This is a genomic window from Psychrobacillus sp. NPDC058041 (assembly GCF_042885655.1).
In the GTDB taxonomy this organism is placed as follows: domain Bacteria; phylum Bacillota; class Bacilli; order Bacillales_A; family Planococcaceae; genus Psychrobacillus.
Window position 1 is genome coordinate 267,061 of sequence record NZ_JBHVRO010000003.1, and the last position, 24,488, is coordinate 291,548.

The window sequence follows — 24,488 nt, forward strand, 5'->3', positions numbered from 1 at the left end:
GTGAAAGGATTAATGGTGCAAGGTACCGCTTCTAGTGTAGGGAAAAGTTTAATATGTACCGCTATTTGTCGACTTCTTGCGAATGAAGGTAAATGTGTGGCACCTTTTAAATCACAAAACATGTCCAGTTTAAGTATTCATACAGAAGATGGTTTTGAAATAAGCGTTTCACAAGCATTGCAAGCAAGAGCCGCAAAAACACCTTATTTACCTGAGATGAACCCAATATTATTGAAACCATCAGGCAACATGGAAACTGACATAATTATTCTCGGCAAAAAAGAAAACAAAATGAATGGAATGCTCTACCGGGAACAGTATTTTGAAGCAGGTCAAAAGCTTATTAAAAAAAGTTTACACGCATTATCCAATTCCTTTGAATTCTTGATTTTAGAGGGTGCAGGAAGTCCTGTCGAAATGAATTTAAGAGATCGTGAACTAGTCAATATGCGTGTTGCTGATTTAGCAGATGTTCCTGTTTTATTAGTCGCAAATATTGAATATGGTGGAGTGTTTGCATCTATTGTTGGAACACTTGCATTATTACCTGAAGAGCAAAGAGCACGTGTGAAAGGAATCATTATTAATAAGTTCCAAGGAGACGTTTCGATGTTCCAAGATGGAGTTGACTTCATCGAAGCATACACAGGAATTGAAGTACTAGGGGTAGTTCCTTACTTTCCGAATGAACTAGAGGAAGAAGATGGTATTGCCAAAAGTGATAAGTCTGCTTCCGATGATCAAATAGATGATTGGGCAAACCATTTTAAAAAGTATGTTAGATGGGATAAAATTGTTGCTACTTTAGAAGGGGATGAGTAATTGAAAAGCTTGTTGTTAGCTCTTCAGTTTTTTAGCATCGTTCCTGTGCATAAAAATTTACCAATGGAGAATAGGGAAATATCGGGAATGTATAGTTTGTTTCCTTGGATAGGTGCAGGTATCGGGGCAATCGCTTGTTTAGGGCTATATTTCGAATGGAGTACCCTAATGACGAGTTTTTCTATTGTGTTTTTAGGGATCTTGTTATCTGGAGGTCTCCATATGGACGGTTTTATTGATACATCTGATGCATTTTTCTCTTACAGAGACCGAATAAAACGATATGAAATATTAGATGATCCACGAGTTGGTGCCTTTGGAGTAATGGCAGTTGTGTTATTGGTTGTAGGGAAAGTGATTATTGTATCCGAAGTATTGGCTGCACAAACGTTTCATTGGATTTTTGTCCTTCTTATACCTTTTTTCTCAAGGGCAACACTTACTATGGTATTCGTGTTAACGAGAAGTGCTAAAGAAAGCGGACTTGCTTACTTTTTTAAACAGAGAATGAATACGAATATGCTCATATTTGCCACTGCATGTAACTATTTTGCGGGTCTTTTCTTTATAGGATGGTTTACAGAATGGTTAATTGCGATAACATTTGCAGCAGTTTTAATCGTATTTATTTGCTTATTTCGACACTGGGCAATGAAGAATTTCGGTGGTGTTACGGGGGATTTGCTCGGTGCTAGTGTAGAAGTTTCGGAGGTAGTGCTATGGATGACACTTTTACTATTACTCTCATAAGACATTTGCCAACGAATGGGAACAGGGAGAAAAAATACATCGGCTGGACTGATGAGTCGATTATTTCTGAAATACAAACGAAAAAATTAGATTGGGAACTTACACAAGTGGTTGGTAGCGATCTGATACGCTGTAAACAAACGGCCGAACAGTTATTCCAAGGGATTCCCTATCTTGAAAATGCAAATTTTAGAGAGTGCTCTTTTGGTGATTGGGAAGAAAAGACATATAATGAATTAAAAGAGGATACGATTTATAAGAGTTGGCTAGAGAACCCTGGACAAGTGGCTCCACCAAATGGGGAGTCACTTGCAAGTATGAAAAAGCGTGTGCTACAAGGATTTTATAATGTGGTTAAGGAATTTGAAGAACCTGTTATTTTGACACATGGGGGACCAATTCGTTTTTTATTAACAAATTTTGTGAGTGCCGACAAGAGTTTTTGGGAGTGGGAAGTGCCCCATGGTTGCTGTTATAAGCTGCAATGGGCAACTAAAAAAGACATACTGGAGGGAAAGCCGTGCATGTCATTTTCGGTGGAGCATTTAATGGAAAACGAGCATATGTAGATAGGCTAGTTCAAGGTCAAAGTGTCCAGTGGGTTGATGCTGGAGAGGATGTCCCGGTTTTATTGCCAGCTACAGAAGTGATTGTGGTATTTGGAGTAGAAAATTTACTTGAACCTAAGTTGAACAAGTTGCTAGGGCAGCTTGAACAATGGGATGATCAAGCTGAAGTTATTGTCATCGCAACAGAAATTGGTCGCGGTATTGTACCGATGGAAGCAAGTTTACGCCGGTTACGAGATGAAGTCGGCCGATTTTATCAACAACTTTTTTCAAAAGCAGAAAGTGTAACACGAATTTGGTACGGTATTTCACAAACAATAAAGGGAGATGATCGGATTGAAAATTTACACAAAAACAGGTGACAAAGGGCAAACAGGATTAATCGGAGGAAGAACAGACAAAGATGATATTCGCGTTGAAACATACGGAACAATCGACGAAGTGAATTCGTTTATAGGAAAAGCAGTGACTGAATTAGATCCAGCAATTTTCGCAGACGTGTTGGAGGACTTAGAAACGATTCAGCACGAATTATTCGATTGTGGTGGCGACTTAGCAAATGTATCGAATCGACGTGTGTATAAAATGACCGACGAACCGATTGAAGCAATGGAAAAACGTATTGATGTACTTGTCGAGGAAGGTCCAGTGTTAGAAAGATTCATTTTACCTGGTGGTACGCCAGCTGCAGCAACACTTCATATTGCACGAACAATTACTAGACGTGCAGAGCGTCAAATGGTGACCTTGATGAAAACGGAAGAGGATGTGCCAGCGGTAGTGCAGCGCTATTTGAATCGCCTATCCGATTATTTATTTGCAGCAGCACGTGTAGCCAATGCACGAGAAAATGTTTCGGATGTAGAATATTTACGTAGTGCAAAAGTTTTTAAAAACGTAGGAAGCGTAAAAGAAGAGGGGAAGTAAGTGCAATGAAGCTTCGTTTACTAACACTCGCAGCAATGTTTGCAGCATTATGTGCTATTGGTGCATTCGTGAAGATTCCTGTAGGTATTGGAAGCGCAGCTCTTGATACGATTCCAGCACTTGTATCAGCTGCATTTTTACCTTCTGTTTACGCAGGAGCTGCTTCCATGATCGGCCATTTATCTTCATCCCTTTATGCAGGATTTCCTTTAGGACCACTTCATATAATAATTGCTGGTGAAATGTTTTTGATTTTGTTTGTGTTCACGAAACTTCATAGAGCAGGATTGCGCATATGGAAATGGATATTTTTTGTGTTTGCAAATAGTGTGCTTGCAACACTTCCGTTTTATTGGATTATTTCGCCGGGATTTTTTGTAACTGTACTACCCGAAATTACAATTGCAACCGTTTTGAATGCTGGAATCGCGATAGTCGTATCTCCATTAGTTGAGCGAGTAATGGCGCGTGTGAAAACCCATGCGTAACGCAGTATTATTGCAAAATGGACTTTTATTAACTACCGATAATTCTGCTGGAATCGGTGAAAAAGAGGCAGATATTGTTCATGTGGATGATGAGATTGTAGCTTATTTTGCAGCAAGAGTAACACTGGTTGAACAATGGGCTGCAGGAGCACATCCAATCTCAATAATCATGCATAACTTTTCGGGTAATAAAAGTTGGAAAAAATATTTAACCGGTATCGAAAAATTGTTTATAGAAATAGAGCAACCCTGCCCAGTTGTTACAGGAAGCACCGAATCAAACATGGAAATGCTGCAATCTGCGATGTCCGTCACGATGATTGGTGAAAAGCGACCAACGAGCAATGAAGAATCAACGTGGTGTATATATGGCAAACCATGCGTCGGGCAAGAAGTACTAATGGACGCAGATAAAATTGCAGACATTAAGAAGATTTGGGATGGAATAGCTAGTGGACTAGTGCAGCGTGTATGGCCAATCGGATCCACGGGAATAGAAGCAGAATGCAAGCGACTTGGATTATCCTGCCAATTAAACGGCTGGGACATTTCGAAATCTGCAGGCCCGGCAACATCTGTATTACTTGGAATTTCTCCTGATCGAATGGTCGAAGCAAAAGTGCATTTTGGAAAGTATTTTGAAGAAATTAATTGATTTATAGGAGCTAACTCACAAAGAGTTAGCTCCAGACTGTTGACAAACGCTCGCATTCTTCGTTGCTTGCACTTCGTTGTAAGCTCATGAACTTTAGTTCTATTCGCTTCCGCCTCGTGCTGGCGCGCCTCGACTGACAAGCGTTTTCAAGACAGTCTGAAGAGATACCATTCATTCAAAAATAACTTTGTCTATAACCTAGAGCTAACTCACAAAGAGTTAGCTCTTTATTGTGAGAAATGGTTGCTTTGGAAATCGAATTGGTTGCTGATATGAGCAAATTGATCGCTAATATGGTGAAAATGGTCTCGGTTAACCTTAAAGTGACTTTTAATAGAAAATAATTCCAATTAAATTATTGTTAATTGAAAAATAGTGCGCTATCTCAAGTAGAGTTAACTCTTTATTATGAGAAATGGTCTCGGTTGTATATGAATTGGTTGCGAATAAGTATAAATTAGTCTCGCTTACAAGCTAATTAGTCTCGCCGACTTAGTTATTGGTCTCGAAGTGCCGTATTACAACAAATAAAGTTAAATAATCCCAAACTATTTTGATTAATAAATAATTTTTGATAGCAGTCACAGCACTCTAATACCGAATAAAACTCCTTGCTTTTCCTACACTGCGAAGAAACTTTCTGATTTCTAAATAAACTTCCCTATTCCCAAAGAAACTTCTTGCCTTTATAATCAATCTCGAACACCTTGAAATAAATTAATGTTGACTGAATGCTCATTCAGTTTTAATATTAAATTACTTCGTTAACATTCTATTAGCCAAATGGTATTCTATCGGTAACACGTCATTTTACAACTCAAAGGGGGAGAAATAAGATGAGTCCATTATTAATCGCAAACTGGGTGCTGTTTATAGCAGTTACTTTGTACGCAATCGGTTTGTTCGCATATTTATTGAAAACGAGGTATGCATATATCAAACTTGGGAAAAAAGTTGAATTTGAAGATAATGTGAAGGAAAGACTTCGCAAAATTTGGGTGTATGTTTTCGGGCAAAAGAAGCTATTAAAAGATAAGAAAAGTGGAGCAATTCATGTTATGTTCTTCTATGGCTTTTTATTAGTTCAATTCGGAGCAATTGATTTTATATGGAAAGGATTAGCTCCTGGCTCACATTTACCTTTGGGACCAGTATATTCTGCTTTTACTTTTTTCCAAGAAATCGTTACATTTGTTATTTTAATAGCAGTAGTATGGGCTTTCTATAGACGTTATATTGAAAAATTAGTTCGTTTAAAACGTGGATGGAAAAATGGCCTTGTTTTGATTTTCATCGGGGGATTAATGGTTTCTGTTTTAGTCGGTAATGGCATGGGGATGATTTGGCATGGCCATGATGCAGCTTGGACTGAGCCAATCGCATCTTCTATCTCAACAATATTTGGTTTTATTCCACCAACTGCAGCTGCTGTAGTTTTCTATGTAATGTGGTGGGTCCATCTTCTGTTCCTACTAACATTCTTAGTATACGTACCACAATCAAAGCATTTCCATTTAATAACTGGTCCTGCAAACGTTTACTTCCACCGTTTAGATAATGTTGGAAAGCTACGTCCAATCAATTTTGAAGAGGAAGAAGACGAAGATGCGGACGAAGAAGAAATGCCTTCTTTTGGTGTAGGTCGCATTCAAGATTTTACACAAGCACAAATGATCGACTTCTACGCATGTGTAGAATGTGGACGTTGTACAAATATGTGTCCAGCAACGGGAACAGGCAAAATGCTTTCTCCGATGGACTTAATCGTAAAGCTTCGAGATCATTTAACACTTACTGGAGCAGTTGAAACAAAGTCAAAACCTTGGGTACCAGCACTTGCTTTCCAAGGAACAAAAGGAAACCAACTTGCAATGGCAGCAGGTGCAGAAGGTGCAGTAATCGAAGATATTTATAGTCCATCACTAATTGGTGATGTGATTACAGAAGAAGAGATTTGGGCTTGTACAACTTGCCGTAACTGTGAAGACCAATGTCCAGTTATGAATGAACATGTAGACAAAATCATAGACCTTCGCCGTTACTTAGTAATGACAGAAGGAAAAATGGATCCAGATGCACAACGCGCAATGACGAATATTGAGCGTCAAGGAAATCCATGGGGCTTAAATCGTAAAGAAAAAGAAAACTGGAGAGATGCACGTCCAGATATTCACATTCCTACAGTGAAAGAAGTATCGAAAGCTGGAGAAGAATTTGAATACTTATTCTGGGTTGGTTCAATGGGATCGTTCGATAACCGATCACAAAAGATCGCTTTATCGTTTGCCCATTTGATGAACGAGGCTGGAGTGAAATTTGCTATTCTTGGTAATAAAGAAAAGAACTCTGGAGACACACCACGTCGACTTGGGAACGAGTTTTTATTCCAAGAGCTAGCAACAAACAATATATCTGAATTTGAAAAAGCTGGGGTAACTAAAATAGTAACAATTGATCCGCATGCATATAATATCTTTAAAAATGAATACAGCGATTTCGGATGGAGTGGAGAAGTAGTTCACCATACAGAAATGCTTTATGACTTAGTGCAAGCTGGTCGCTTGAAACCACAATACGCAGTGGAAGAAACCATTACATTCCACGATTCTTGTTACTTAGGTCGATACAATGATGTATACGACGCACCGCGTGAAGTGTTGAAAGCAATTCCAGGTGTGAAATTAGTAGAAATGGATCGTAACCGCGAAACAGGAATGTGCTGTGGAGCAGGTGGCGGATTAATGTGGATGGAAGAGCATGTTGGAAATCGTGTAAACGTAGCTCGTACAGAACAAGCGCTAGAAGTGAATCCAACCATTATCTCTTCTGGATGTCCTTACTGCTTAACGATGCTATCGGATGGTACGAAAGCGAAGGAAGTAGAAGAAACTGTTGGTACGTATGACATTGCAGAGCTTCTAGAAAAGTCTGTTTTCGGAGAGTTCATTCCACCAGTTGAAGAGGAAGAAGTAGAACCAATCGTTCAATAAATATTGCAATTAATGTGATAGTTTCGTAAACTAGTGTTAATAGTAAGGGAGTGTAAAAGCTCCCTTTTTTCTAACATTTAATATCGAGCGAGCGTTCAGTCAGTGACATTTTTTATTTTATTTGTACTGAAAGCGCATACAATTAGTGCTGCCTTTTGGCGCTAAGTTTTCTAAATAAAATCCAATAAAGGGGTGGCTAGTTTGACAAAGACAGTTATTTTGGATGGTGCACGGACAGCTTTTGGAAAATTCGGAGGGGCTCTTAGTAGTTTAACCGCTTCTGATTTAGGTGGAGTAGCGATTAAAGAAGCGTTGACTCGTGCTGGAATATATGCGGAACAAGTAAATGAAGTCATTATGGGAACTGTGTTACAAGCAGGTCAAGGACAGATTCCTTCTAGACAGGCAGCTACAAAAGCAGGAATTCCTTGGTCAGTTAAAACCGAAACGATTAACAAAGTGTGTGCTTCTGGTATGCGAAGTGTCACTTTAGCTGATCAATTAATTCGCCTTGGTGATGAAGAAATCATTGTTGCTGGTGGAATGGAATCGATGTCGAATGCTCCATATTATTTACCAAAAGGTAGATTCGGACTTCGTATGGGAGATGCACAAATGGTGGACGGGATGGTCTACGATGGACTTTCTTGTTCATTCCATCCAAAGCATGTGCATATGGGAACGTACGGAAACACTACTGCAGAATCATTCGAACTTTCTCGCGAGAAGCAAGATGAGTGGTCTTTTAGAAGTCATGATCTGGCACTAAAAGCAATGGATAAAGGCATTTTTGCAGAGGAAATTATCTCTGTGGAAATTCCACAACGAAAAGGGGACGCTATCATCGTAAACCAAGATGAAGCACCTCGCCGCGACACTTCCATTGAATCACTTGCGAAATTGAAACCGGTATTCGGGAGTGAAGGAACGATCACTGCAGGAAATGCACCTGGTATTAATGACGGAGCTTGTGCAATGATTTTAACAAATGAAGAAAAAGCAAAAGAGCTTGGTAAGGAACCGCTTGCTTATGTGTTAGGTCACGCTGAAATTGCAATTGAACCAGAGAATTTCCCTCAAACACCAGGTATTGTGATAAATAAATTACTTGATAAAACAGGCAAATCTTTGGATGAAATAGATTTATTTGAAATAAACGAAGCATTTGCAGCTGTTGCATTAGTTAGCAACCAAATTGCAGGTCTCGATGAGGAAAAAGTGAACGTAAACGGTGGAGCAGTAGCGCTTGGTCATCCAATTGGAGCATCTGGTGCGCGTATTATATTAACACTTGCTTATGAATTAAAACGCCGCGGTGGTGGTATTGGAGTAGCAGCAATTTGTTCGGGAGGCGGGCAAGGTGATGCTATTATGATCGAAGTTCCAAAAACAGGGGGAAGTAACGCATGACAATTCAAAAAGTAATGGTAATCGGAGCAGGTCAAATGGGATCTGGAATTGCACAAGTTTGTGCACAAGCCGGATTTGAAGTGAAATTAAATGACCGCGAACAACAATTTTACGATCGCGGCATTCAAACAATTACGAAAAACTTGTCACGTAACGTCGAAAAAGGTCGCATGACAGAAGATGAAAAACAAGCAGTTCTAAATAATATTACAAAATCACTTTCTATTGAAGACGCAAAAGATGTTGATTTAGTAATTGAAGCGGCTGTCGAAAATATGGATATTAAACAATCAATTTTTAAACAATTAGACGAAATAACGCCAAAACATACTATTTTGGCAACGAACACTTCTTCTTTACCAATAACGGAAATTGCAGCGGTAACGAAACGTCCTGAGAAAGTCATCGGTATGCATTTTATGAATCCTGTTCCGGTGATGAAACTGGTGGAAATCATCCGTGGATTAGCAACTTCCGACGAGGTATACACAGCTATAGAAGAAATGACAAAAAAATTAAGTAAAACACCAGTTGAAGTAAATGACTTCCCAGGTTTCGTTTCCAATCGTATTTTAATGCCAATGATTAACGAAGCAATCTACACTCTTTATGAAGGTGTAGCTTCAAAAGAAGCAATTGACGATGTGATGAAAATGGGTATGAATCACCCAATGGGACCACTTCAATTAGCCGATTTTATTGGTTTAGATACTTGCTTATATATTATGGAAATTTTACATGAAGGTTTTGGGGACAGTAAATATCGTCCGTGCCCACTGCTTAGAAAATACGTAAAAGCTGGTTGGTTAGGCAAGAAATCAGGTCGAGGCTTCTACAGCTATGAATAAAGTGAAACTTCAATCAGTGGGTTTTATCCTACTGATTGTTAGTTGAACCAATCGGGTTTTTACGGACTGTTAGGCTCCCACTTATACTTCCCGTAAAAATATACTAGAAGTGGGAGCCTTACTGACCGTTAATACGGGGAAAAGTGAAACTTCAATCAGTGGGGTTTTATCCTACTGATTGTTAGTTGAACCATTCGGGTATTTATACGAGGAAAAAGGGGCTTTTTAGATGGAATTGAAATTCACGGAAGAACAATTAATGATGCGTAATATGGTGCGAGATTTTGCGAAAACAGAAATCGAGCCTTTTATTGAACGAATGGAACAAGGGGAGTTTCCTCGTGAAATAATAAAAAAAATGGGCGAACTTGGGTTAATGGGGATAACAGTTCCTGAACAATATGGCGGTGCAGAAATGGACTTCACAAGCTACGTAATTGCAATAAACGAGCTGTCAAAAGTGAGTGCAGTTGTTGGAGTAATTCTTTCCGTTCATACATCTGTTGGAACAAACCCAATTCTTTACTTCGGCAATGAAGAGCAAAAAAACAAATATATTCCGAAGCTTGCAACTGGTGAATACTTAGGAGCATTTTGTTTAACAGAGCCATCTGCAGGATCTGATGCAGGTGCACTAAAAACGAAAGCAGTAAAAAAAGATGACCACTATGTACTTAATGGTTCCAAAGTATTTATTACAAATGGTGGCGAAGCAGATGTGAACATCGTGTTCGCTTCAACGGATCCGTCCCAAGGCTCAAGAGGAATAACAGCGTTTATCGTGGAGAAGGATACTCCAGGTTTTATCGTTGGAAAAGATGAAGAGAAAATGGGCTTGCATGGTTCAAGGACTGTGCAAATCACTTTTGAAGATATGAAAATTCCAGTAGAAAATAGACTCGGTGAAGAAGGCGAAGGATTTAAAATTGCGATGGCAAATTTAAATACTGGTCGTATTGGAATTGCAACTCAAGCACTCGGAATTGCAGAAGCAGCATTTGAAGCGGCGGTTGAATATGCAAAAGAACGAGTGCAATTTGGTAAACCAATTGCAGCAAATCAAGGAGTAGGCTTCAAGCTTGCAGATATGGGAACAGCGGTAGAAGCGGCTAGACTTCTTGTATATCGTGCAGCGAGTCTTCGCGAAAATGGACTTCCTTGTGGAAAAGAAGCTTCGATGGCGAAACTATTTGCATCGAAAACTGCAGTAGATGTAGCAATTGAAGCGGTTCAAGTATTCGGAGGATATGGTTACACTGAAGATTATCCTGTCGAACGTTATTTCCGTGACGCAAAAATTACGGAAATTTACGAAGGAACAAGTGAAATTCAAAAAATAGTAATTAGTAAGCATCTTACAAATTAAATCCATTCAAAATAATCGGCTTTACGAGAGCAAACAAACTAAAACACTAAAAAGGCGGGATAACAATGAATTTCCAACTATCAGAAGAGCATGAAATGATTCGTAAAATGGTACGTGACTTTGCAGAAAACGAAGTAGCACCAACAGCTGCAGAGCGTGACGAAGAGGAACGCTTTGACCGCGAAATCTTCGACAAAATGGCGGAACTAGGTTTAACGGGTATTCCTTGGCCAGAAGAATATGGCGGAATCGGTTCTGATTATCTTGCTTACTGCATCGCAGTAGAAGAGTTGTCCCGTGTTTGTGCTTCAACAGGTGTGACGCTTTCTGCACATACTTCACTCGCTGGATGGCCGATTTTTAAATACGGTAATGAAGAGCAAAAGCAAAAATACCTTCGTCCGATGGCAGAGGGAACTAAAATCGGTGGATACGGTTTAACAGAAGCAGGTTCAGGCTCTGATGCTGGCGGGATGAAAACAACTGCTAAATTAGATGGCGATCATTATGTTCTAAATGGTTCTAAAATTTTCATCACAAATGGTGGAATTGCAGATATCTATGTAGTGTTTGCAGTAACAGATCCAGAATCAAAGCATAAGGGAACAAGTGCATTTATCATTGAAGCAGACTTCCCTGGATTCTCAGTAGGGAAAAAAGAAAAGAAATTGGGAATTCGTTCTTCTCCAACAACTGAAATTATTTTTGATAATTGCCGTGTACCAAAAGAAAATCTTCTTGGAGAAGAAGGAGAAGGCTTCATCATCGCAATGAAAACATTAGATGGTGGACGTAACGGTATTGCAGCTCAAGCGGTAGGGATTGCACAAGGCGCACTAGATGCTGCAGTTGGATATGCTAAAGAACGCGTTCAATTTGGTAAGCCGATTGTTGCGAATCAAGGGGTATCTTTCAAACTTGCTGATATGGCAACTTCTACAGAAGCGTCTCGTTTACTTACGTATCAAGCTGCATGGCTAGAGTCCAATGGTCTTCCTTACGGAAAAGAATCTGCAATGGCGAAGCTAATGGCTGGCGATACAGCAATGAAAGTGACGACAGAAGCAGTGCAGGTATTCGGAGGATACGGGTATACAAAAGATTACCCTGTAGAACGTTTTATGCGTGATGCAAAAATTACGCAAATATACGAGGGCACACAAGAAATTCAACGTCTAGTTATTTCTCGTATGCTTACAAAGTAGTAGATGGCGATGGAAAAAAAGCATGAAGTGAAGACATCTGTAAAAGATGAAGGACTCATCGAAAAAAGACGTCACCAAATGATTCGTGCAGCAGTTACATTATTTAAAGAAAAAGGATTTCACCGCGCAACAACGAGAGAAATTGCTAAAGAAGCTGGTTTCAGTATAGGTACACTGTACGAATATATACGTACAAAGGAAGATGTGCTCTATTTAGTTTGCGATAGTATTTACAATGAAGTGCATGACAAACTATCTCAAATTACGTCACAAAATGACACAATTGAAGATTTGAAAACAGCGATCCGACACTACTATCGAGTAATTGACGACATGCAGGATGAGTTTGTTGTTATGTATCAAGAATCCAAATCTTTACCAAAAGATGCACTGGAATATGTATTAAAAAAAGAATTAGAAATGGTAGGTATCTTCCATGAAATTCTTGTTGGGTGCATTCAATCTGGTGAACTTGAACTTACAGAAGCACAAGCAAACCTTTATGCACATACTCTTGTCGTTCAAGGACAAATGTGGGCATTTAGAAGATGGGCTTTACGTAAAGAATATACGATTGAACAATTTACCGAATTACAAATAGAATTTGTGTTAAGTGGGATGGGCAAGTAAGAAATACGGATGCACTTATGCAAGTCCTTGAACTATTTTATGGTATCCGTAGATTTCCGTTTCAGGGGGACTCTTTCCACCGGCATGGCTTAAAGTCTCTTCATTGGCTAGCGCTCAGTCCAGGAAAGCGTCCACCCGCAGCGAAAAATCACTGAAAAATTTGGAATTAGTATTTAAATCGGGACTTGTATTTTAATTAAGATATTTAGTAACTTTGACAATAAGTGTTTGCAAAAAGCAAAGGGGGAACAACATGTCAACTGTAGAAGTTTATCGTCCAAAAAATCATGTTCGTTTTGTCACTGCATCGAGTCTATTTGACGGACATGATGCATCGATTAATATTATGCGCCGTATTTTACAAGCAAGTGGAGCAGAAGTTATTCACTTAGGGCATAACCGATCTGTAGAAGAAGTAGTGAATGCTGCTATTCAAGAGGATGTTCAAGGAATCGCAATTTCTTCCTACCAAGGAGGACATGTTGAGTATTTTAAATATATGAAGGATTTACTCGTAGAGCGCGGAGCACCTCATATTCGCATATATGGTGGCGGAGGCGGAGTAATTATCCCTAAAGAAATAAAAGAACTACAAGAATACGGGATTTCAGGTATTTTCTCACCTGAAGATGGTCGTAAGCTTGGTCTTCAAGGTATGATCAATCAAATGCTAGTTGAATGTGATGTGCCAACAAAAGCTTCTGGAGCAAAAGATGAAATTTCAACAGTTTCGACAGAATCCCCAGAGGTGCTTGCTCATTTAATCACAATTGCTGAAGAAGCGCATCAAACGCAAGATGCTGAAGTAAAAGTAATGATTGAACAAGCAAGAAAATTGTCAAAAGGTACTCCTGTTCTAGGTATTACAGGTACTGGCGGAGCGGGTAAAAGTTCACTAACAGATGAATTAATACGCCGTTTCCTACATGAATTGCCTGACAAAAAAATTGCCGTTTTATCGATTGACCCAACGAAACAAAAAACGGGTGGAGCGTTACTCGGAGACCGAATCCGTATGAATGCAATCTTCAACAAGCGCGTGTTTATGCGTAGTTTAGCAACACGTGGATCTCGCACGGAATTATCGGGTGCAATAGCTGACGTTCTAGATGTTGTAAAAGTAGCAGGTTTCGATTTAATCGTTGTTGAAACTAGTGGTATTGGGCAAGGGGACGCGGAAATTACCAATGTATCGGATGTTTCGATGTATGTAATGACAAGTGAGTTCGGAGCACCGTCTCAATTAGAAAAAATCGATATGATTGACTATGCAGATTTAATTGTTATCAATAAATTCGAACGTAAAGGCTCAGAAGATGCACTTCGACAAGTTCAAAAGCAATATCAGCGTAGTCGTGAATTATGGCATGATGATTTAGATACAATGCCAGTTTACGGAACTATTGCTAGCCAATTTAATGATAAAGGAACAAATTCTTTATTTGCAGCTTTAGTAGCAGTGTTGAATGAAAAGACAGGTTCTGACTGGGAAACTTCCTACGAACAATTTGTGAAAACACAAAAGCAAAACGTCATCATTCCAAATGACCGTCGCTATTATCTTCGTGAAATTACAGATACTGTTCGTGGATACCATAAAAAATCGGATGAACAAGTTGCTTTTGCGAGAAGATTGTTCCAATTAGAAGGTGCAATGGAGACAGTAAAAGAAAAAGCTGCGGATGATGCTTTAGTTCAATCATTGGAGTCATTAGCACATGGAGTTCGTGATGAATTAACAGCGGAATCAAAGCGGATATTGGAAAACTGGGCAACTTTAAAAGAAGCGTATGCTGGGGATGAATTCATCACGAAGATTCGTGATAAAGAAATTCGCACAATATTACGTACAGAAAGCTTGTCAGGGTTAAAGATTCCAAAAGTAGTGCTTCCAAAATTCGTGGATTATGGCGAAATTTTAAGATGGGTATATAAAGAAAATGTTCCGGGGTCATTCCCATACACGGCGGGAGTTTTCCCATTCAAACGTGAAGGGGAAGATCCGAAGCGACAGTTCGCAGGAGAAGGAACACCTGAACGAACAAATCGTCGTTTCCATTATTTATCCAAAGATGATGATGCAAAACGTCTTTCTACAGCATTTGACTCAGTAACACTTTACGGTGAAGATCCAGATCACCGCCCAGATATTTACGGAAAAGTCGGTGAATCTGGTGTAAGTATTTGTACATTAGAAGATATGAAAAAGTTATATGATGGATTTGATTTATGTGCGCCATCTACATCTGTATCGATGACGATTAATGGTCCAGCACCAATAATTTTAGCAATGTTTATGAATACAGCTATAGATCAGCAAGTTCGTATTCAAGAAGAAAAACTTGGCCGTACATTAACTCTTGAAGAATTTACAGAAGTGAAAACTGCTACGTTACAAGTTGTTCGTGGTACAGTTCAAGCAGATATTTTAAAAGAAGATCAAGGTCAAAATACATGTATTTTCTCCACAGAATTTGCTTTACGTATGATGGGGGACATTCAGCAATACTTTATCGACCAAAAAGTTCGTAACTATTATTCGGTATCGATTTCTGGTTATCATATTGCGGAAGCGGGAGCTAATCCAATATCCCAACTGGCGTTTACACTTTCAAATGGTTTCACATATGTAGAATACTACTTGAGTCGAGGGATGAATATTGATGATTTTGCACCAAACTTATCTTTCTTCTTCTCGAATGGATTGGATCCAGAGTACACAGTAATTGGCCGCGTTGCTCGTCGCATTTGGTCTGTCGTAATGCGCGATAAATACGGTGCGAATGAGCGAAGTCAAAAACTTAAATATCATATTCAAACGTCAGGTAGAAGTCTGCATGCACAAGAGATCGATTTCAATGATATCCGAACAACACTTCAAGCGTTGATGGCATTGCAAGATAACTGTAACTCGCTTCATACAAATGCTTATGACGAAGCAATTACAACACCGACGGAAGAATCCGTTCGTCGTGCAATGGCAATTCAAATGATTATTACAAAAGAACATGGATTATCAAAAAATGAAAATCCACTGCAAGGAGCGTTCATTGTTGAAGAAATGACGGATCTTGTCGAAGAAGCAGTTCTTTCTGAATTTGATCGTATAAATGACCGTGGTGGAGTGCTTGGTGCCATGGAAACACAATACCAACGTGGAAAAATTCAAGAAGAATCCATGTACTATGAAATGAAAAAACACACTGGTGAACTTCCGATAATCGGTGTGAACACATACTTAAATCCAAATCCTGCTTCCGCAGAGGATATTGATAATATGGAACTTGCTCGTGCAACGAGAGAAGAAAAAGAAACACAAATTACAAATCTCCAAAACTTCCAACAAAAACATGCGAACGAAGCAGATGAAGCACTTGCTCGTCTAAAACAAGTAGCTGTTACTGGTGGAAATATATTTGAAGAGCTAATGACAACCGTTCAGAAGGCAAGTCTTGGACAAATCACCAACGCACTTTACGAGGTCGGCGGGCAGTACCGACGCAATATGTAAAAAAGTTTTCCCAACATCTTGGTTGCCCAGAAAGCTCGACGCTCACCTAGAGAAAGCGAATACCAGAGTGCTCAATCCTGGTAAAAATAATAGAATGAAACTTTTTCAGTGTCCTCGATATATTATCGAGGCACTTTTTCTTGTTTTTTTGTATAATGAAACTAACTAGAAGTTAGAGACCTCTTCTGAATAAGGTTAGAGCCTCCGATGAGACACAAATAATTCCTCAAGGAAGCGCACAAATAAGCCAAGGCGAACTAGATTACGTAGTAAAAGGGGCTATGACATGAGAAAAGTAATTCACATAATGGTCATTATCATACTCCTACTACTTACTGTTTTCCTATATAATAAACAACTGGGATCTATTCCTTTATTATTACTTTCATTTTATTTATTTTTATTAGCAACTTCAAAAAAATCATTTTTCAAAAAGAATAAATGAATGTAGCATATAACATACTTGTTTGTATATAATGGGAAGTATGCAAAACGGACATTGAAAGGACGTGCACGATTTGAAATTTCGTGAAATGACAACAGCACAATTAAAAGAAGAATCGTTAATAGATTTAGGATTTGCTATTTTAGAGGATAAAAAAAATTCTTTAACACTAACTGAACTATTTGACGAAATCCAAAAACTTAATGGTTTTACTGATGAAGAGATGGCGAACCGTAAGCCTCAATTCTATACAGATATGAACATCGATGGCCGCTTTTTAGCTACAGCTGAAAATCAATGGGGTTTGAGAGAGTGGTACCCTGTTGAACAAATAGAAGAAGAAACTGCTCCAACCGTAAAAGTTCGTAAAAAGAAAGCTAAAGCCGTGGAAGATGACGAGTTAGATGAAATAGATGAAGATGAAATTATCTTTGAAGAAGATTTCGATGAGTTTGTTGAAGATGAAGATGACGAAGATGATGACGACGTTTCAATTGATTTCGTAGGAGAAATTGATGAAGTGATCGAAGAGGATCTAATCGATGAAGATGAAGATGAATTTGAAATCATTGAAGATGAAGATTTAGACGATGAAGATTTAGAAGATGAGGAATAATTCTTGACTTCTACTTCTATACGCTATAAGATTCAATTGGGCTCTTTTTAAAGAGACATTACTCATGTGCATATGCGCTCCCCTGCAAAAAAGCAGGCGGGGCGCTTTTTGTTGTTGTAATTAAAAACATAGGAGGAATAAACAATGACTAAATTTATTTTTGTTACTGGTGGAGTAGTATCTTCATTAGGAAAAGGTATCACGGCGGCGTCGCTAGGTCGTCTATTGAAAAACAGAGGTTTGAATGTAACGATTCAAAAATTTGACCCATACATTAACTTAGACCCAGGAACAATGAGTCCTTATCAACATGGGGAAGTTTTTGTAACAGATGATGGAGCAGAAACGGATTTAGATTTAGGTCATTACGAGCGTTTTATTGACATTAATTTAAACAAATACTCGAATATCACAACAGGGAAAGTATATTCTTCTGTTTTAAGAAAAGAGCGTCGTGGGGATTACAACGGTGGAACAGTGCAAGTAATTCCACATATTACAAATGAAATTAAAGAGCGTTTATTCTTAGCTGCAAAAGAAACACATGCGGATATCGTTATTACAGAAATCGGCGGTACCGTTGGAGATATCGAGTCTCTTCCATTCTTAGAAACAATTCGTCAAATGAAACGTGATGTAGGTAGTAAAAATGTTATGTACGTACATTGTACTTTAGTTCCATTTATTAAAGCTGCTGGTGAAATGAAGACAAAACCTACACAACATAGCGTGAAAGAATTGCGTAGCCTTGGTATACAACCAAATGTAATTGTCTGCCGTTCAGAAATGCCAATTCCTCAAGATATGAAAGACAAAATTGCGTTATTCTGTGATATTAAACCAGAAGAAGTAATCGAATGTATCGATGCAGATTCACTATATGAAATTCCATTAATGCTTCAAGAACAACATTTAGACCAAATTGTTGTGGATCATTTCGAACTTAATACAAAAGAAGCGGATATGACGGACTGGCAAGCACTTGTGGATCAAGTGAAATCATTATCGAAAAAAGCTCGTATTGGTTTAGTTGGTAAATACGTAGAACTTCAAGATGCATATATATCTGTAGTTGAGGCAATGAAACATGCTGGTTACAAGTTTGATGCAGATATTGAAGTTAAATGGGTTAATGCAGAAGAAGTAAACGAAGGAAATGTTGCGGAAATTCTTTCAGATGTAGATGGAATTCTTGTTCCAGGTGGATTTGGAGACCGCGGAGTAGAAGGTAAAATTGCAGCTACTAAATTTGCACGTGAAAACAATGTACCATTCTTAGGTATTTGTCTTGGAATGCAACTTGCAACAGTTGAGTTTGCACGTTCTATTTTAGAACTACAAGGAGCTCACTCTACAGAATTAGATGCTAAAACTCCACATGCAATAATCGATTTGTTGCCTGAACAAAAAGATGTTGAAGATTTGGGTGGTACACTTCGCCTAGGATTATATCCGTGCAAACTAACTCCTGGCTCTAAAGCACACCAAGCATACGGAGAAGAACTTGTATACGAACGTCACCGTCATCGTTACGAATTCAACAACGAATACCGTGAACAATTCGAAGCAGCTGGATTCGTATTCTCTGGTACAAGCCCAGATGGTCGTCTAATCGAAATCATCGAGCTACCAAATCATCCATTCTTCGTAGCGTCTCAGTTCCATCCGGAATTTGTGTCACGTCCACAACGTCCACAACCATTATTCCGTGAATTTATAAAAGCAGCTGTTGAAAAATAAATTACCAAAAGCAGTTCGATAAGTCGAACTGCTTTTGTTATGGAAGTAAATGGTTAAGATCAACCAAATGATCTTAGAGAGCAACCAATTATGTGGTTGAAGCGACCAATTCTTTGGGAAGAGCAACCATTTCAAGTAGAAGAGCGACCAAATCTCAAAACTAAGAGTTAACTCCAGGATAGACGGTGCGTTTTTATAACTGGGGCGAGAGTTTTGAATATTATCCATAATCAATAGCAGAGCAAGACCAAACAAAAAAGACCCAAGAAATAACAAATTTCTAGGGACTTTTCGTATGATTATTCACCAATAAGTATTTCGTCAAGCTTCATTTTGACAGCTTCATATACAAACATTGCACTTAAGGCATAGGGTAATACAATTCGACTTCCATCTTCAGTAGGAAGGAGACCTTTGGAAAGCTTCAAGGAAATATATGTATAGGCTAAATTAGCAAGTTGGTTCTCGTCATCTGCAGCTTCTGCGGCAGTAACACTAAAAGGGATGAATTCATCACTTAACTTTTTTGCGAGAGCTAAAGCTTCTTTATTTTCACAAGATCTTGTAATAATCCAAACTCGATCTACACTTGTAAGCTCAGTATTTTTTGTCCATTCTTGCATGCTAGGAAATGGTTCTACAGCATTTTTTGCATTAATCTTGATACTTTCCATTTCGTCGAAAGTTGCGAAGTAAATGGAACCTTGTCGTGCAGCAGCTTGTGCAAGAAGTCTAGATGTTTCTTCTATATTTTCTTCTTCGGAAGTAGCAATTCTTTGAAGAAGTCCAGAAAGTTGTGTTGTTAGCATTTTCATGGAATTATCACCTCGTAGTTATTATAAGGTAGGAGAAGATATACGTAAAATGGGAAGTATTTTGAATTTATAGAAGGGAAAAGAAAATTCATAGCGAATAGTATAGAGGGGGAAATTTAATTAAAGGGGTTTGTGCATCATGAAACACATTTTAATTGTTGATGATCAACTAGGAATACGAATGCTCTTAAAGGAAGTTTTTTCACAAGAAGGATACGAAGTGAGTTTGGCTTCAAATGGTCTAGAAGCTTTGGATATTGCTGAAAAACAAGCAATAGACGGTGTTTTATTGGACATGAAGATTCCTGGAATGGACGGAATAAAGATTCTCACTTTATTAAAGGAAAAGTATCCAAGCTTACCCGTTATAATGATGACGGCTTATGGAGAGTTGAACATGATTCAAGAAGCCATGGAATTAGGTGCATCGCTTTATTTTACAAAACCTTTTGATATTTTTGAAGTACGGGACGCAATAAATAATTTGTTAAAAAAGAGTCCATAAGCAGGCAGTGGAAAACATCGCCTGTTTTTGTTATGATGAAAAAGAAAAGTGGGAAATGCCAGATGCGATATGAGGATTTTCTCATTCGCTAGACATTATAGATATAATAAGTAAATAAATGAGCATAAGAGCAAACGAGGAGGTCCATTTGAATGGCTTTAGTATCAATGAAAGAAATGCTTATAAAAGGTAAAAAAGAAGGATATGCTGTAGGACAGTTCAATATCAATAATCTAGAATTTACACAAGCTATTTTACAAGCGGCAGAAGAAGAAAAGTCACCAGTTATTTTAGGTGTCTCAGAAGGTGCTGCAAAATATATGGGCGGCTTTACTACAGTTGTACATATGGTAAAAGGACTAATGGAAGACTACAAAACGTCGGTTCCAGTTGCTATTCATTTAGATCACGGTTCTAGCTTTGAAAAATGTAAAGAAGCAATAGATGCTGGTTTCACATCTGTGATGATCGATGCTTCTCATCATCCATTTAAAGAAAACGTAGAAATTACTTCTAAAGTCGTGGAATATGCGCACGCTCAAAATGTGTCAGTTGAAGCAGAGCTTGGGACAGTTGGCGGCCAAGAAGATGATGTAATCGCAGATGGCGTTATTTATGCGGATCCAGCAGAATGTGCGGAACTAGTAAAACGTACTGCAATTGATTGCTTAGCACCAGCGTTAGGTTCAGTACATGGTCCATATAAAGGTGAACCTAATTTAGGATTTAAAGAAATGGAAGAAATCTCAAAACTAGCAGACCTTCCGCTTGTACTGCATGGTGGTACAGGGATACCAACCCATGATATTGAGCGTTCTATATCATTAGGAACTGCCAAGATCAATGTAAATACAGAAAATCAAATAGCTGCAACAAAAGCAATTCGTGCATATTTAGATGAAAATCCAACTCAATATGATCCACGTAAATATTTAATCCCAGCACGCGATGCTATTAAAACTACGGTTATAGGGAAAATGCGCGAATTTGGAAGCTCAAACAAAGCATAATTCATCAATGTAAATAGATAGAAGGAGAAGTGCTCTGTTTTAAAATCAGAAGCTTCTCCTATTTTTCAATCAACAGGAGGATATTAATAATATGAAGTTTTTTATAGATACAGCCAATTTCGAGGAAATTAAAGAAGCACACGCTTGGGGAATTTTATCTGGAGTAACAACAAATCCATCATTAGTAGCGAAAGAAAATATTTCTTTCCATGATCGTCTTCGCGAAATTACAGCACTAGTAGATGGTTCTGTAAGTGCAGAAGTAATCGCGTTAGATGCAGAAGGTATGATTAAAGAAGGTAGAGAACTTGCTGCAATTGCTCCGAATATAACGGTTAAGCTGCCAATGACACCTGAAGGTCTAAAAGCATGTTCTGTTTTCCGTTCAGAAGGAATAAAAACAAATGTAACACTTATTTTTAGTGCGAACCAAGCACTATTAGCAGCAAGAGCTGGAGCAACATATGTATCTCCATTTCTTGGTCGCTTAGATGATATAGGTCATGACGGAATGGAACTAATAGCGAAAATTGCTCAAATATTTGAAATACACAATATTGATACAGAAATCATTGCAGCTTCGATTAGACATCCACAGCATATTACAGATGCCGCGTTAAATGGTGCTCATATTTCTACAACTCCATTCAAAGTATTAAAACAATTATTCCATCACCCTTTGACAGACAAAGGAATTGAAGGATTTCTAGCGGATTGGAACAATCGTAAAAGCGAGTAACAAGACGAAGGAGAAACGTATGGAAGTTTATAAAATAAAAGGTTCAAAACGTTTACATGGCACGATTAAGGTAAGTGGAGCAAAAAATAGTGCAGTAGCACTTATTCCAGCTTCCTTACTAGCTAACTCTCCAGTTACTATTGAAGGTTTACCAGAAATTTTAGATGTATGGACATTAAAAGAAATACTTGAAGAAGTAGGGGCGAAAGTTACATTTGAAGATGGAACAATGACAATCGATCCGACGAATGTAGTGGATATGCCTCTCCCGAATGGTAATATAAAAAAACTACGTGCATCATATTATCTAATGGGTGCGCTTCTTGGGAAATTTAAAAAAGCAGCTATCGGTTTACCAGGAGGTTGCCATCTTGGACCACGCCCAATTGATCAACATATTAAAGGTTTTGAAGCTTTGGGTGCATCGGTATCCAATGAGCACGGAGCAATTTATTTGCGTGCGGATGAATTAGTAGGTTCAAAGATTTACTTAGACGTTGTAAGTGTAGGAGCAACCATTAATATAATGCTAGCTGCCGTACTTGCAAAAGGAAGAACGATCATTGAAAATGCTGCAAAAGAGCCAGAAATCATTGATGTCGCAACACTTTTATCTAATATGGGAGCAAATATTAAAGGTGCAGGAACGAATGTAATTCGAATTGAAGGTGTGAAAGAATTGCATGGGACGAAGCATACCATCATCCCAGATCGTATTGAAGCAGGTACATTCATGATTATGGCAGCAGTAGCCGGAGACGGTGTCACCGTTGATAATGTCATTCCTTTTCATGTAGAGGCATTAACGGCAAAGTTACGTGAAATGGGCGTTAAAGTGGAAGAATATGAAGAAAAAATATTTATTCCTAAGTCAGATAAATTACAAGCGGTAGATGTTAAAACACTTGTGTACCCAGGGTTTCCAACTGATTTACAGCAACCATTTTCAGTTCTAATGACGCAGGCAACCGGTACATCAGTTATTACAGATTCTATTTATTCTGCTAGATTTAAACAAATCGATGAACTCCGTCGTATGAGTGCAAATGGACGGGTAGATGGTAGAACTGCAATAATTACTGGACCGGCCAAACTTGAAGCTGCAACGGTTCGTGCAAGTGATTTACGTGCAGGAGCAGCGTTAGTTCTTGCTGGTTTAATCGCAGACGGTGAAACAGAAATTCAAGATATATTTCATATAGAACGTGGTTATAGTTCAATTATTGAAAAGCTCCGAGGATTAGGAGCAGATATTAGACGAGTGGAAATAAAGGAAATAGAAATAAACAACGAATAAATTGAATGCATTCTGAACAAATAAGAAAGTATAACTCTTCAACAAATCAGCTGTCTAGACTCTAGGAACCTTGCACTTTTCTTATTTAGAAAATATGCTACAATGTAACAGGAAGAAAGACAGGACGGATTTATTAACCGTAAACCGTAAAACGGGAGGCACATATTAGATGGAACGTAGTTTATCAATGGAATTAGTCCGAGTAACAGAGGCCGCAGCTATCGCATCAGCTCGTTGGATGGGACGCGGATTAAAAAATGAAGCAGACGACGCAGCAACTACTGCTATGCGCACAGTTTTTGACACAATCCCTATGGAAGGTGTCGTAGTAATTGGGGAAGGTGAAATGGACGAAGCACCGATGTTATACATCGGAGAGAAGCTTGGACATGGAACTGGAGGTCCTCAAGTAGATGTGGCAGTGGATCCTTTAGAAGGTACGAATATCGTGGCTTCAGGGGGATGGAATGCACTTGCAGTTCTTGCAATTGCAGATCGCGGAAATTTACTTCATGCTCCAGATATGTATATGGAAAAATTAGCAGTCGGTCCTGAAGCAATAGGTCAAGTGGATATTAACGCACCCGTTATTGATAATTTAAGAGCGGTAGCCCGTGCGAAAAATAAAGATATTGAAGATGTAGTGGCTACCATTTTAGGTCGTCCAAGACACCAAAAAATTATCGATGAAATTAGAGCTGCTGGTGCTCGCATCAAGCTAATTACAGATGGTGATGTTGCCGGAGCTATTAATACAGCCTTCGATAATACTGGTGTAGATATTCTTTTTGGAATGGGTGGGGCACCTGAAGGGGTTATCTCTGCAGTTGGATTAAAATGCTTAGGCGGAGAAATTCAAGGGAAACTTATTCCTCAAGACGAAGCAGAGCTAGCACGTTGTATCAAAATGGGTCTAGATGTAAATAAGATTTTACGTATGGAAGACTTGGTTAAAGGTGACGACGCTATCTTTGCAGCTACTGGTGTAACGGACGGAGAACTTCTTCGTGGAGTACAATTTAAAGGTGCTTTTGGCTCTACTCATTCTATCGTTATGCGTGCAAAATCAGGCACAATCCGATTTGTTGAAGGAAGACATAGCTTAAAGAAAAAACCGAATTTAGTTCTATAAAACTAAACTTCTCTAATG

The 24,488-nt window shown here is 38.6% G+C and carries 22 protein-coding genes; 21 read left to right on the forward strand and 1 reads right to left on the reverse strand.

Translation table 11 applies throughout. The features are described from left to right. The 16 genes from ACFVR1_RS06435 to ACFVR1_RS06510 all read left to right on the forward strand — a co-directional run bounded on the left by ACFVR1_RS06435 (position 1) and on the right by ACFVR1_RS06510 (position 18,972). Positions 1 to 822, forward strand: coding sequence for a cobyric acid synthase (locus ACFVR1_RS06435; protein ID WP_387581867.1), 822 nt, complete (start codon positions 1 to 3; stop codon positions 820 to 822). Further along, positions 823 to 1,572 carry an adenosylcobinamide-GDP ribazoletransferase gene (cobS, locus tag ACFVR1_RS06440; RefSeq protein WP_387581869.1) on the forward strand — a complete coding sequence of 250 codons (750 nt, stop codon included), beginning with the start codon at positions 823 to 825 and terminating at the stop codon, positions 1,570 to 1,572. Further along, positions 1,542 to 2,141 (forward strand): histidine phosphatase family protein, encoded by a 600-nt coding sequence (locus ACFVR1_RS06445; RefSeq protein ID WP_387581871.1) that lies wholly within the window; start codon positions 1,542 to 1,544, stop codon positions 2,139 to 2,141. The genes cobS and ACFVR1_RS06445 overlap by 31 nt, the downstream gene beginning before the upstream one ends. After that, positions 2,093 to 2,503 carry a bifunctional adenosylcobinamide kinase/adenosylcobinamide-phosphate guanylyltransferase gene (locus ACFVR1_RS06450; protein WP_387581874.1) on the forward strand — a complete coding sequence of 137 codons (411 nt, stop codon included), beginning with the start codon at positions 2,093 to 2,095 and terminating at the stop codon, positions 2,501 to 2,503. The genes ACFVR1_RS06445 and ACFVR1_RS06450 overlap by 49 nt, the downstream gene beginning before the upstream one ends. Beyond that, positions 2,478 to 3,068 (forward strand): cob(I)yrinic acid a,c-diamide adenosyltransferase, encoded by a 591-nt coding sequence (locus tag ACFVR1_RS06455; protein WP_387581876.1) that lies wholly within the window; start codon positions 2,478 to 2,480, stop codon positions 3,066 to 3,068. The genes ACFVR1_RS06450 and ACFVR1_RS06455 overlap by 26 nt, the downstream gene beginning before the upstream one ends. Before the next feature lie 5 nt (positions 3,069 to 3,073). Beyond that, the gene (locus ACFVR1_RS06460) at positions 3,074 to 3,556 is read left to right on the forward strand and encodes an ECF transporter S component (protein WP_387581879.1); all 483 of its coding nucleotides are present in this window, start codon (positions 3,074 to 3,076) and stop codon (positions 3,554 to 3,556) included. Next, a complete protein-coding gene (locus ACFVR1_RS06465; protein ID WP_387581881.1) occupies positions 3,549 to 4,211 on the forward strand; it encodes a hypothetical protein in 663 nt (220 codons plus the stop codon). The genes ACFVR1_RS06460 and ACFVR1_RS06465 overlap by 8 nt, the downstream gene beginning before the upstream one ends. Before the next feature lie 836 nt (positions 4,212 to 5,047). Next, the gene (locus ACFVR1_RS06470) at positions 5,048 to 7,201 is read left to right on the forward strand and encodes a (Fe-S)-binding protein (protein ID WP_387581883.1); all 2,154 of its coding nucleotides are present in this window, start codon (positions 5,048 to 5,050) and stop codon (positions 7,199 to 7,201) included. A gap of 201 nt (positions 7,202 to 7,402) precedes the next feature. After that, positions 7,403 to 8,611: an acetyl-CoA C-acetyltransferase gene (locus ACFVR1_RS06475; protein WP_387581886.1), complete on the forward strand. Its 1,209-nt coding sequence runs from the start codon at positions 7,403 to 7,405 to the stop codon at positions 8,609 to 8,611. After that, complete coding sequence (locus ACFVR1_RS06480) at positions 8,608 to 9,459, forward strand: 3-hydroxybutyryl-CoA dehydrogenase (RefSeq protein ID WP_387581889.1); 852 nt, start codon at positions 8,608 to 8,610, stop codon at positions 9,457 to 9,459. The genes ACFVR1_RS06475 and ACFVR1_RS06480 overlap by 4 nt, the downstream gene beginning before the upstream one ends. Positions 9,460 to 9,688: 229 nt before the next feature. Continuing rightward, entirely contained in the window at positions 9,689 to 10,825 is a 1,137-nt protein-coding gene (locus tag ACFVR1_RS06485; RefSeq protein WP_387581892.1) for an acyl-CoA dehydrogenase, read from the forward strand. Between the two features lie 65 nt (positions 10,826 to 10,890). Beyond that, complete coding sequence (locus tag ACFVR1_RS06490; protein WP_387581894.1) at positions 10,891 to 12,030, forward strand: acyl-CoA dehydrogenase; 1,140 nt, start codon at positions 10,891 to 10,893, stop codon at positions 12,028 to 12,030. A gap of 9 nt (positions 12,031 to 12,039) precedes the next feature. Continuing rightward, positions 12,040 to 12,660 (forward strand): TetR/AcrR family transcriptional regulator, encoded by a 621-nt coding sequence (locus ACFVR1_RS06495; RefSeq protein ID WP_387581897.1) that lies wholly within the window; start codon positions 12,040 to 12,042, stop codon positions 12,658 to 12,660. 253 nt (positions 12,661 to 12,913) lie between these two features. Beyond that, on the forward strand, positions 12,914 to 16,171 hold the full coding sequence (gene icmF, locus ACFVR1_RS06500; RefSeq protein WP_387581900.1) for a fused isobutyryl-CoA mutase/GTPase IcmF: 3,258 nt from the start codon (positions 12,914 to 12,916) through the stop codon (positions 16,169 to 16,171). A 518-nt stretch (positions 16,172 to 16,689) separates the two neighbouring features. Next, complete coding sequence (gene rpoE, locus ACFVR1_RS06505) at positions 16,690 to 17,232, forward strand: DNA-directed RNA polymerase subunit delta (protein WP_387581903.1); 543 nt, start codon at positions 16,690 to 16,692, stop codon at positions 17,230 to 17,232. A gap of 144 nt (positions 17,233 to 17,376) precedes the next feature. Then, positions 17,377 to 18,972, forward strand: coding sequence for a CTP synthase (locus ACFVR1_RS06510; RefSeq protein WP_387581906.1), 1,596 nt, complete (start codon positions 17,377 to 17,379; stop codon positions 18,970 to 18,972). Between the two features lie 299 nt (positions 18,973 to 19,271). Here the strand turns inward: ACFVR1_RS06510 and ACFVR1_RS06515 are convergent, their stop codons facing one another. Then, positions 19,272 to 19,787, reverse strand: a complete 516-nt coding sequence (locus ACFVR1_RS06515) for a DUF2529 family protein (protein WP_387581909.1) — start codon at positions 19,785 to 19,787, stop codon at positions 19,272 to 19,274. Positions 19,788 to 19,926: 139 nt separating this feature from the next. Between ACFVR1_RS06515 and ACFVR1_RS06520 the strand changes: the two genes are divergently transcribed. From ACFVR1_RS06520 to glpX, 5 genes are all read left to right on the forward strand, one after another. Beyond that, a complete protein-coding gene (locus ACFVR1_RS06520; protein ID WP_387581911.1) occupies positions 19,927 to 20,292 on the forward strand; it encodes a response regulator in 366 nt (121 codons plus the stop codon). 152 nt (positions 20,293 to 20,444) lie between these two features. Then, positions 20,445 to 21,302: a class II fructose-bisphosphate aldolase gene (locus ACFVR1_RS06525; RefSeq protein WP_387581914.1), complete on the forward strand. Its 858-nt coding sequence runs from the start codon at positions 20,445 to 20,447 to the stop codon at positions 21,300 to 21,302. A gap of 91 nt (positions 21,303 to 21,393) precedes the next feature. Then, positions 21,394 to 22,041: a fructose-6-phosphate aldolase gene (fsa, locus tag ACFVR1_RS06530; protein ID WP_387581917.1), complete on the forward strand. Its 648-nt coding sequence runs from the start codon at positions 21,394 to 21,396 to the stop codon at positions 22,039 to 22,041. A gap of 19 nt (positions 22,042 to 22,060) precedes the next feature. Continuing rightward, the gene (locus ACFVR1_RS06535; RefSeq protein WP_387581919.1) at positions 22,061 to 23,338 is read left to right on the forward strand and encodes a UDP-N-acetylglucosamine 1-carboxyvinyltransferase; all 1,278 of its coding nucleotides are present in this window, start codon (positions 22,061 to 22,063) and stop codon (positions 23,336 to 23,338) included. A gap of 169 nt (positions 23,339 to 23,507) precedes the next feature. Beyond that, the gene (glpX, locus tag ACFVR1_RS06540) at positions 23,508 to 24,470 is read left to right on the forward strand and encodes a class II fructose-bisphosphatase (protein WP_387581921.1); all 963 of its coding nucleotides are present in this window, start codon (positions 23,508 to 23,510) and stop codon (positions 24,468 to 24,470) included. Positions 24,471 to 24,488 lie beyond the last annotated feature (18 nt).

Bases quoted from the DNA above. Each gene is read 5' to 3' on its own strand.
- ACFVR1_RS06445 (WP_387581871.1), top strand. From the start codon at position 1,542: ATGGATGACACTTTTACTATTACTCTCATAAGACATTTGCCAACGAAT.
- ACFVR1_RS06460 (WP_387581879.1), top strand. From the start codon at position 3,074: ATGAAGCTTCGTTTACTAACACTCGCAGCAATGTTTGCAGCATTATGT.
- ACFVR1_RS06465 (WP_387581881.1), top strand. From the start codon at position 3,549: ATGCGTAACGCAGTATTATTGCAAAATGGACTTTTATTAACTACCGAT.
- ACFVR1_RS06470 (WP_387581883.1), top strand. From the start codon at position 5,048: ATGAGTCCATTATTAATCGCAAACTGGGTGCTGTTTATAGCAGTTACT.
- ACFVR1_RS06480 (WP_387581889.1), top strand. From the start codon at position 8,608: ATGACAATTCAAAAAGTAATGGTAATCGGAGCAGGTCAAATGGGATCT.
- ACFVR1_RS06485 (WP_387581892.1), top strand. From the start codon at position 9,689: ATGGAATTGAAATTCACGGAAGAACAATTAATGATGCGTAATATGGTG.
- ACFVR1_RS06490 (WP_387581894.1), top strand. From the start codon at position 10,891: ATGAATTTCCAACTATCAGAAGAGCATGAAATGATTCGTAAAATGGTA.
- ACFVR1_RS06495 (WP_387581897.1), top strand. From the start codon at position 12,040: ATGGAAAAAAAGCATGAAGTGAAGACATCTGTAAAAGATGAAGGACTC.
- icmF (WP_387581900.1), top strand. From the start codon at position 12,914: ATGTCAACTGTAGAAGTTTATCGTCCAAAAAATCATGTTCGTTTTGTC.
- ACFVR1_RS06510 (WP_387581906.1), top strand. From the start codon at position 17,377: ATGACTAAATTTATTTTTGTTACTGGTGGAGTAGTATCTTCATTAGGA.
- ACFVR1_RS06515 (WP_387581909.1), bottom strand. From the start codon at position 19,787: ATGAAAATGCTAACAACACAACTTTCTGGACTTCTTCAAAGAATTGCT.
- ACFVR1_RS06520 (WP_387581911.1), top strand. From the start codon at position 19,927: ATGAAACACATTTTAATTGTTGATGATCAACTAGGAATACGAATGCTC.
- ACFVR1_RS06525 (WP_387581914.1), top strand. From the start codon at position 20,445: ATGGCTTTAGTATCAATGAAAGAAATGCTTATAAAAGGTAAAAAAGAA.
- fsa (WP_387581917.1), top strand. From the start codon at position 21,394: ATGAAGTTTTTTATAGATACAGCCAATTTCGAGGAAATTAAAGAAGCA.
- ACFVR1_RS06535 (WP_387581919.1), top strand. From the start codon at position 22,061: ATGGAAGTTTATAAAATAAAAGGTTCAAAACGTTTACATGGCACGATT.
- glpX (WP_387581921.1), top strand. From the start codon at position 23,508: ATGGAACGTAGTTTATCAATGGAATTAGTCCGAGTAACAGAGGCCGCA.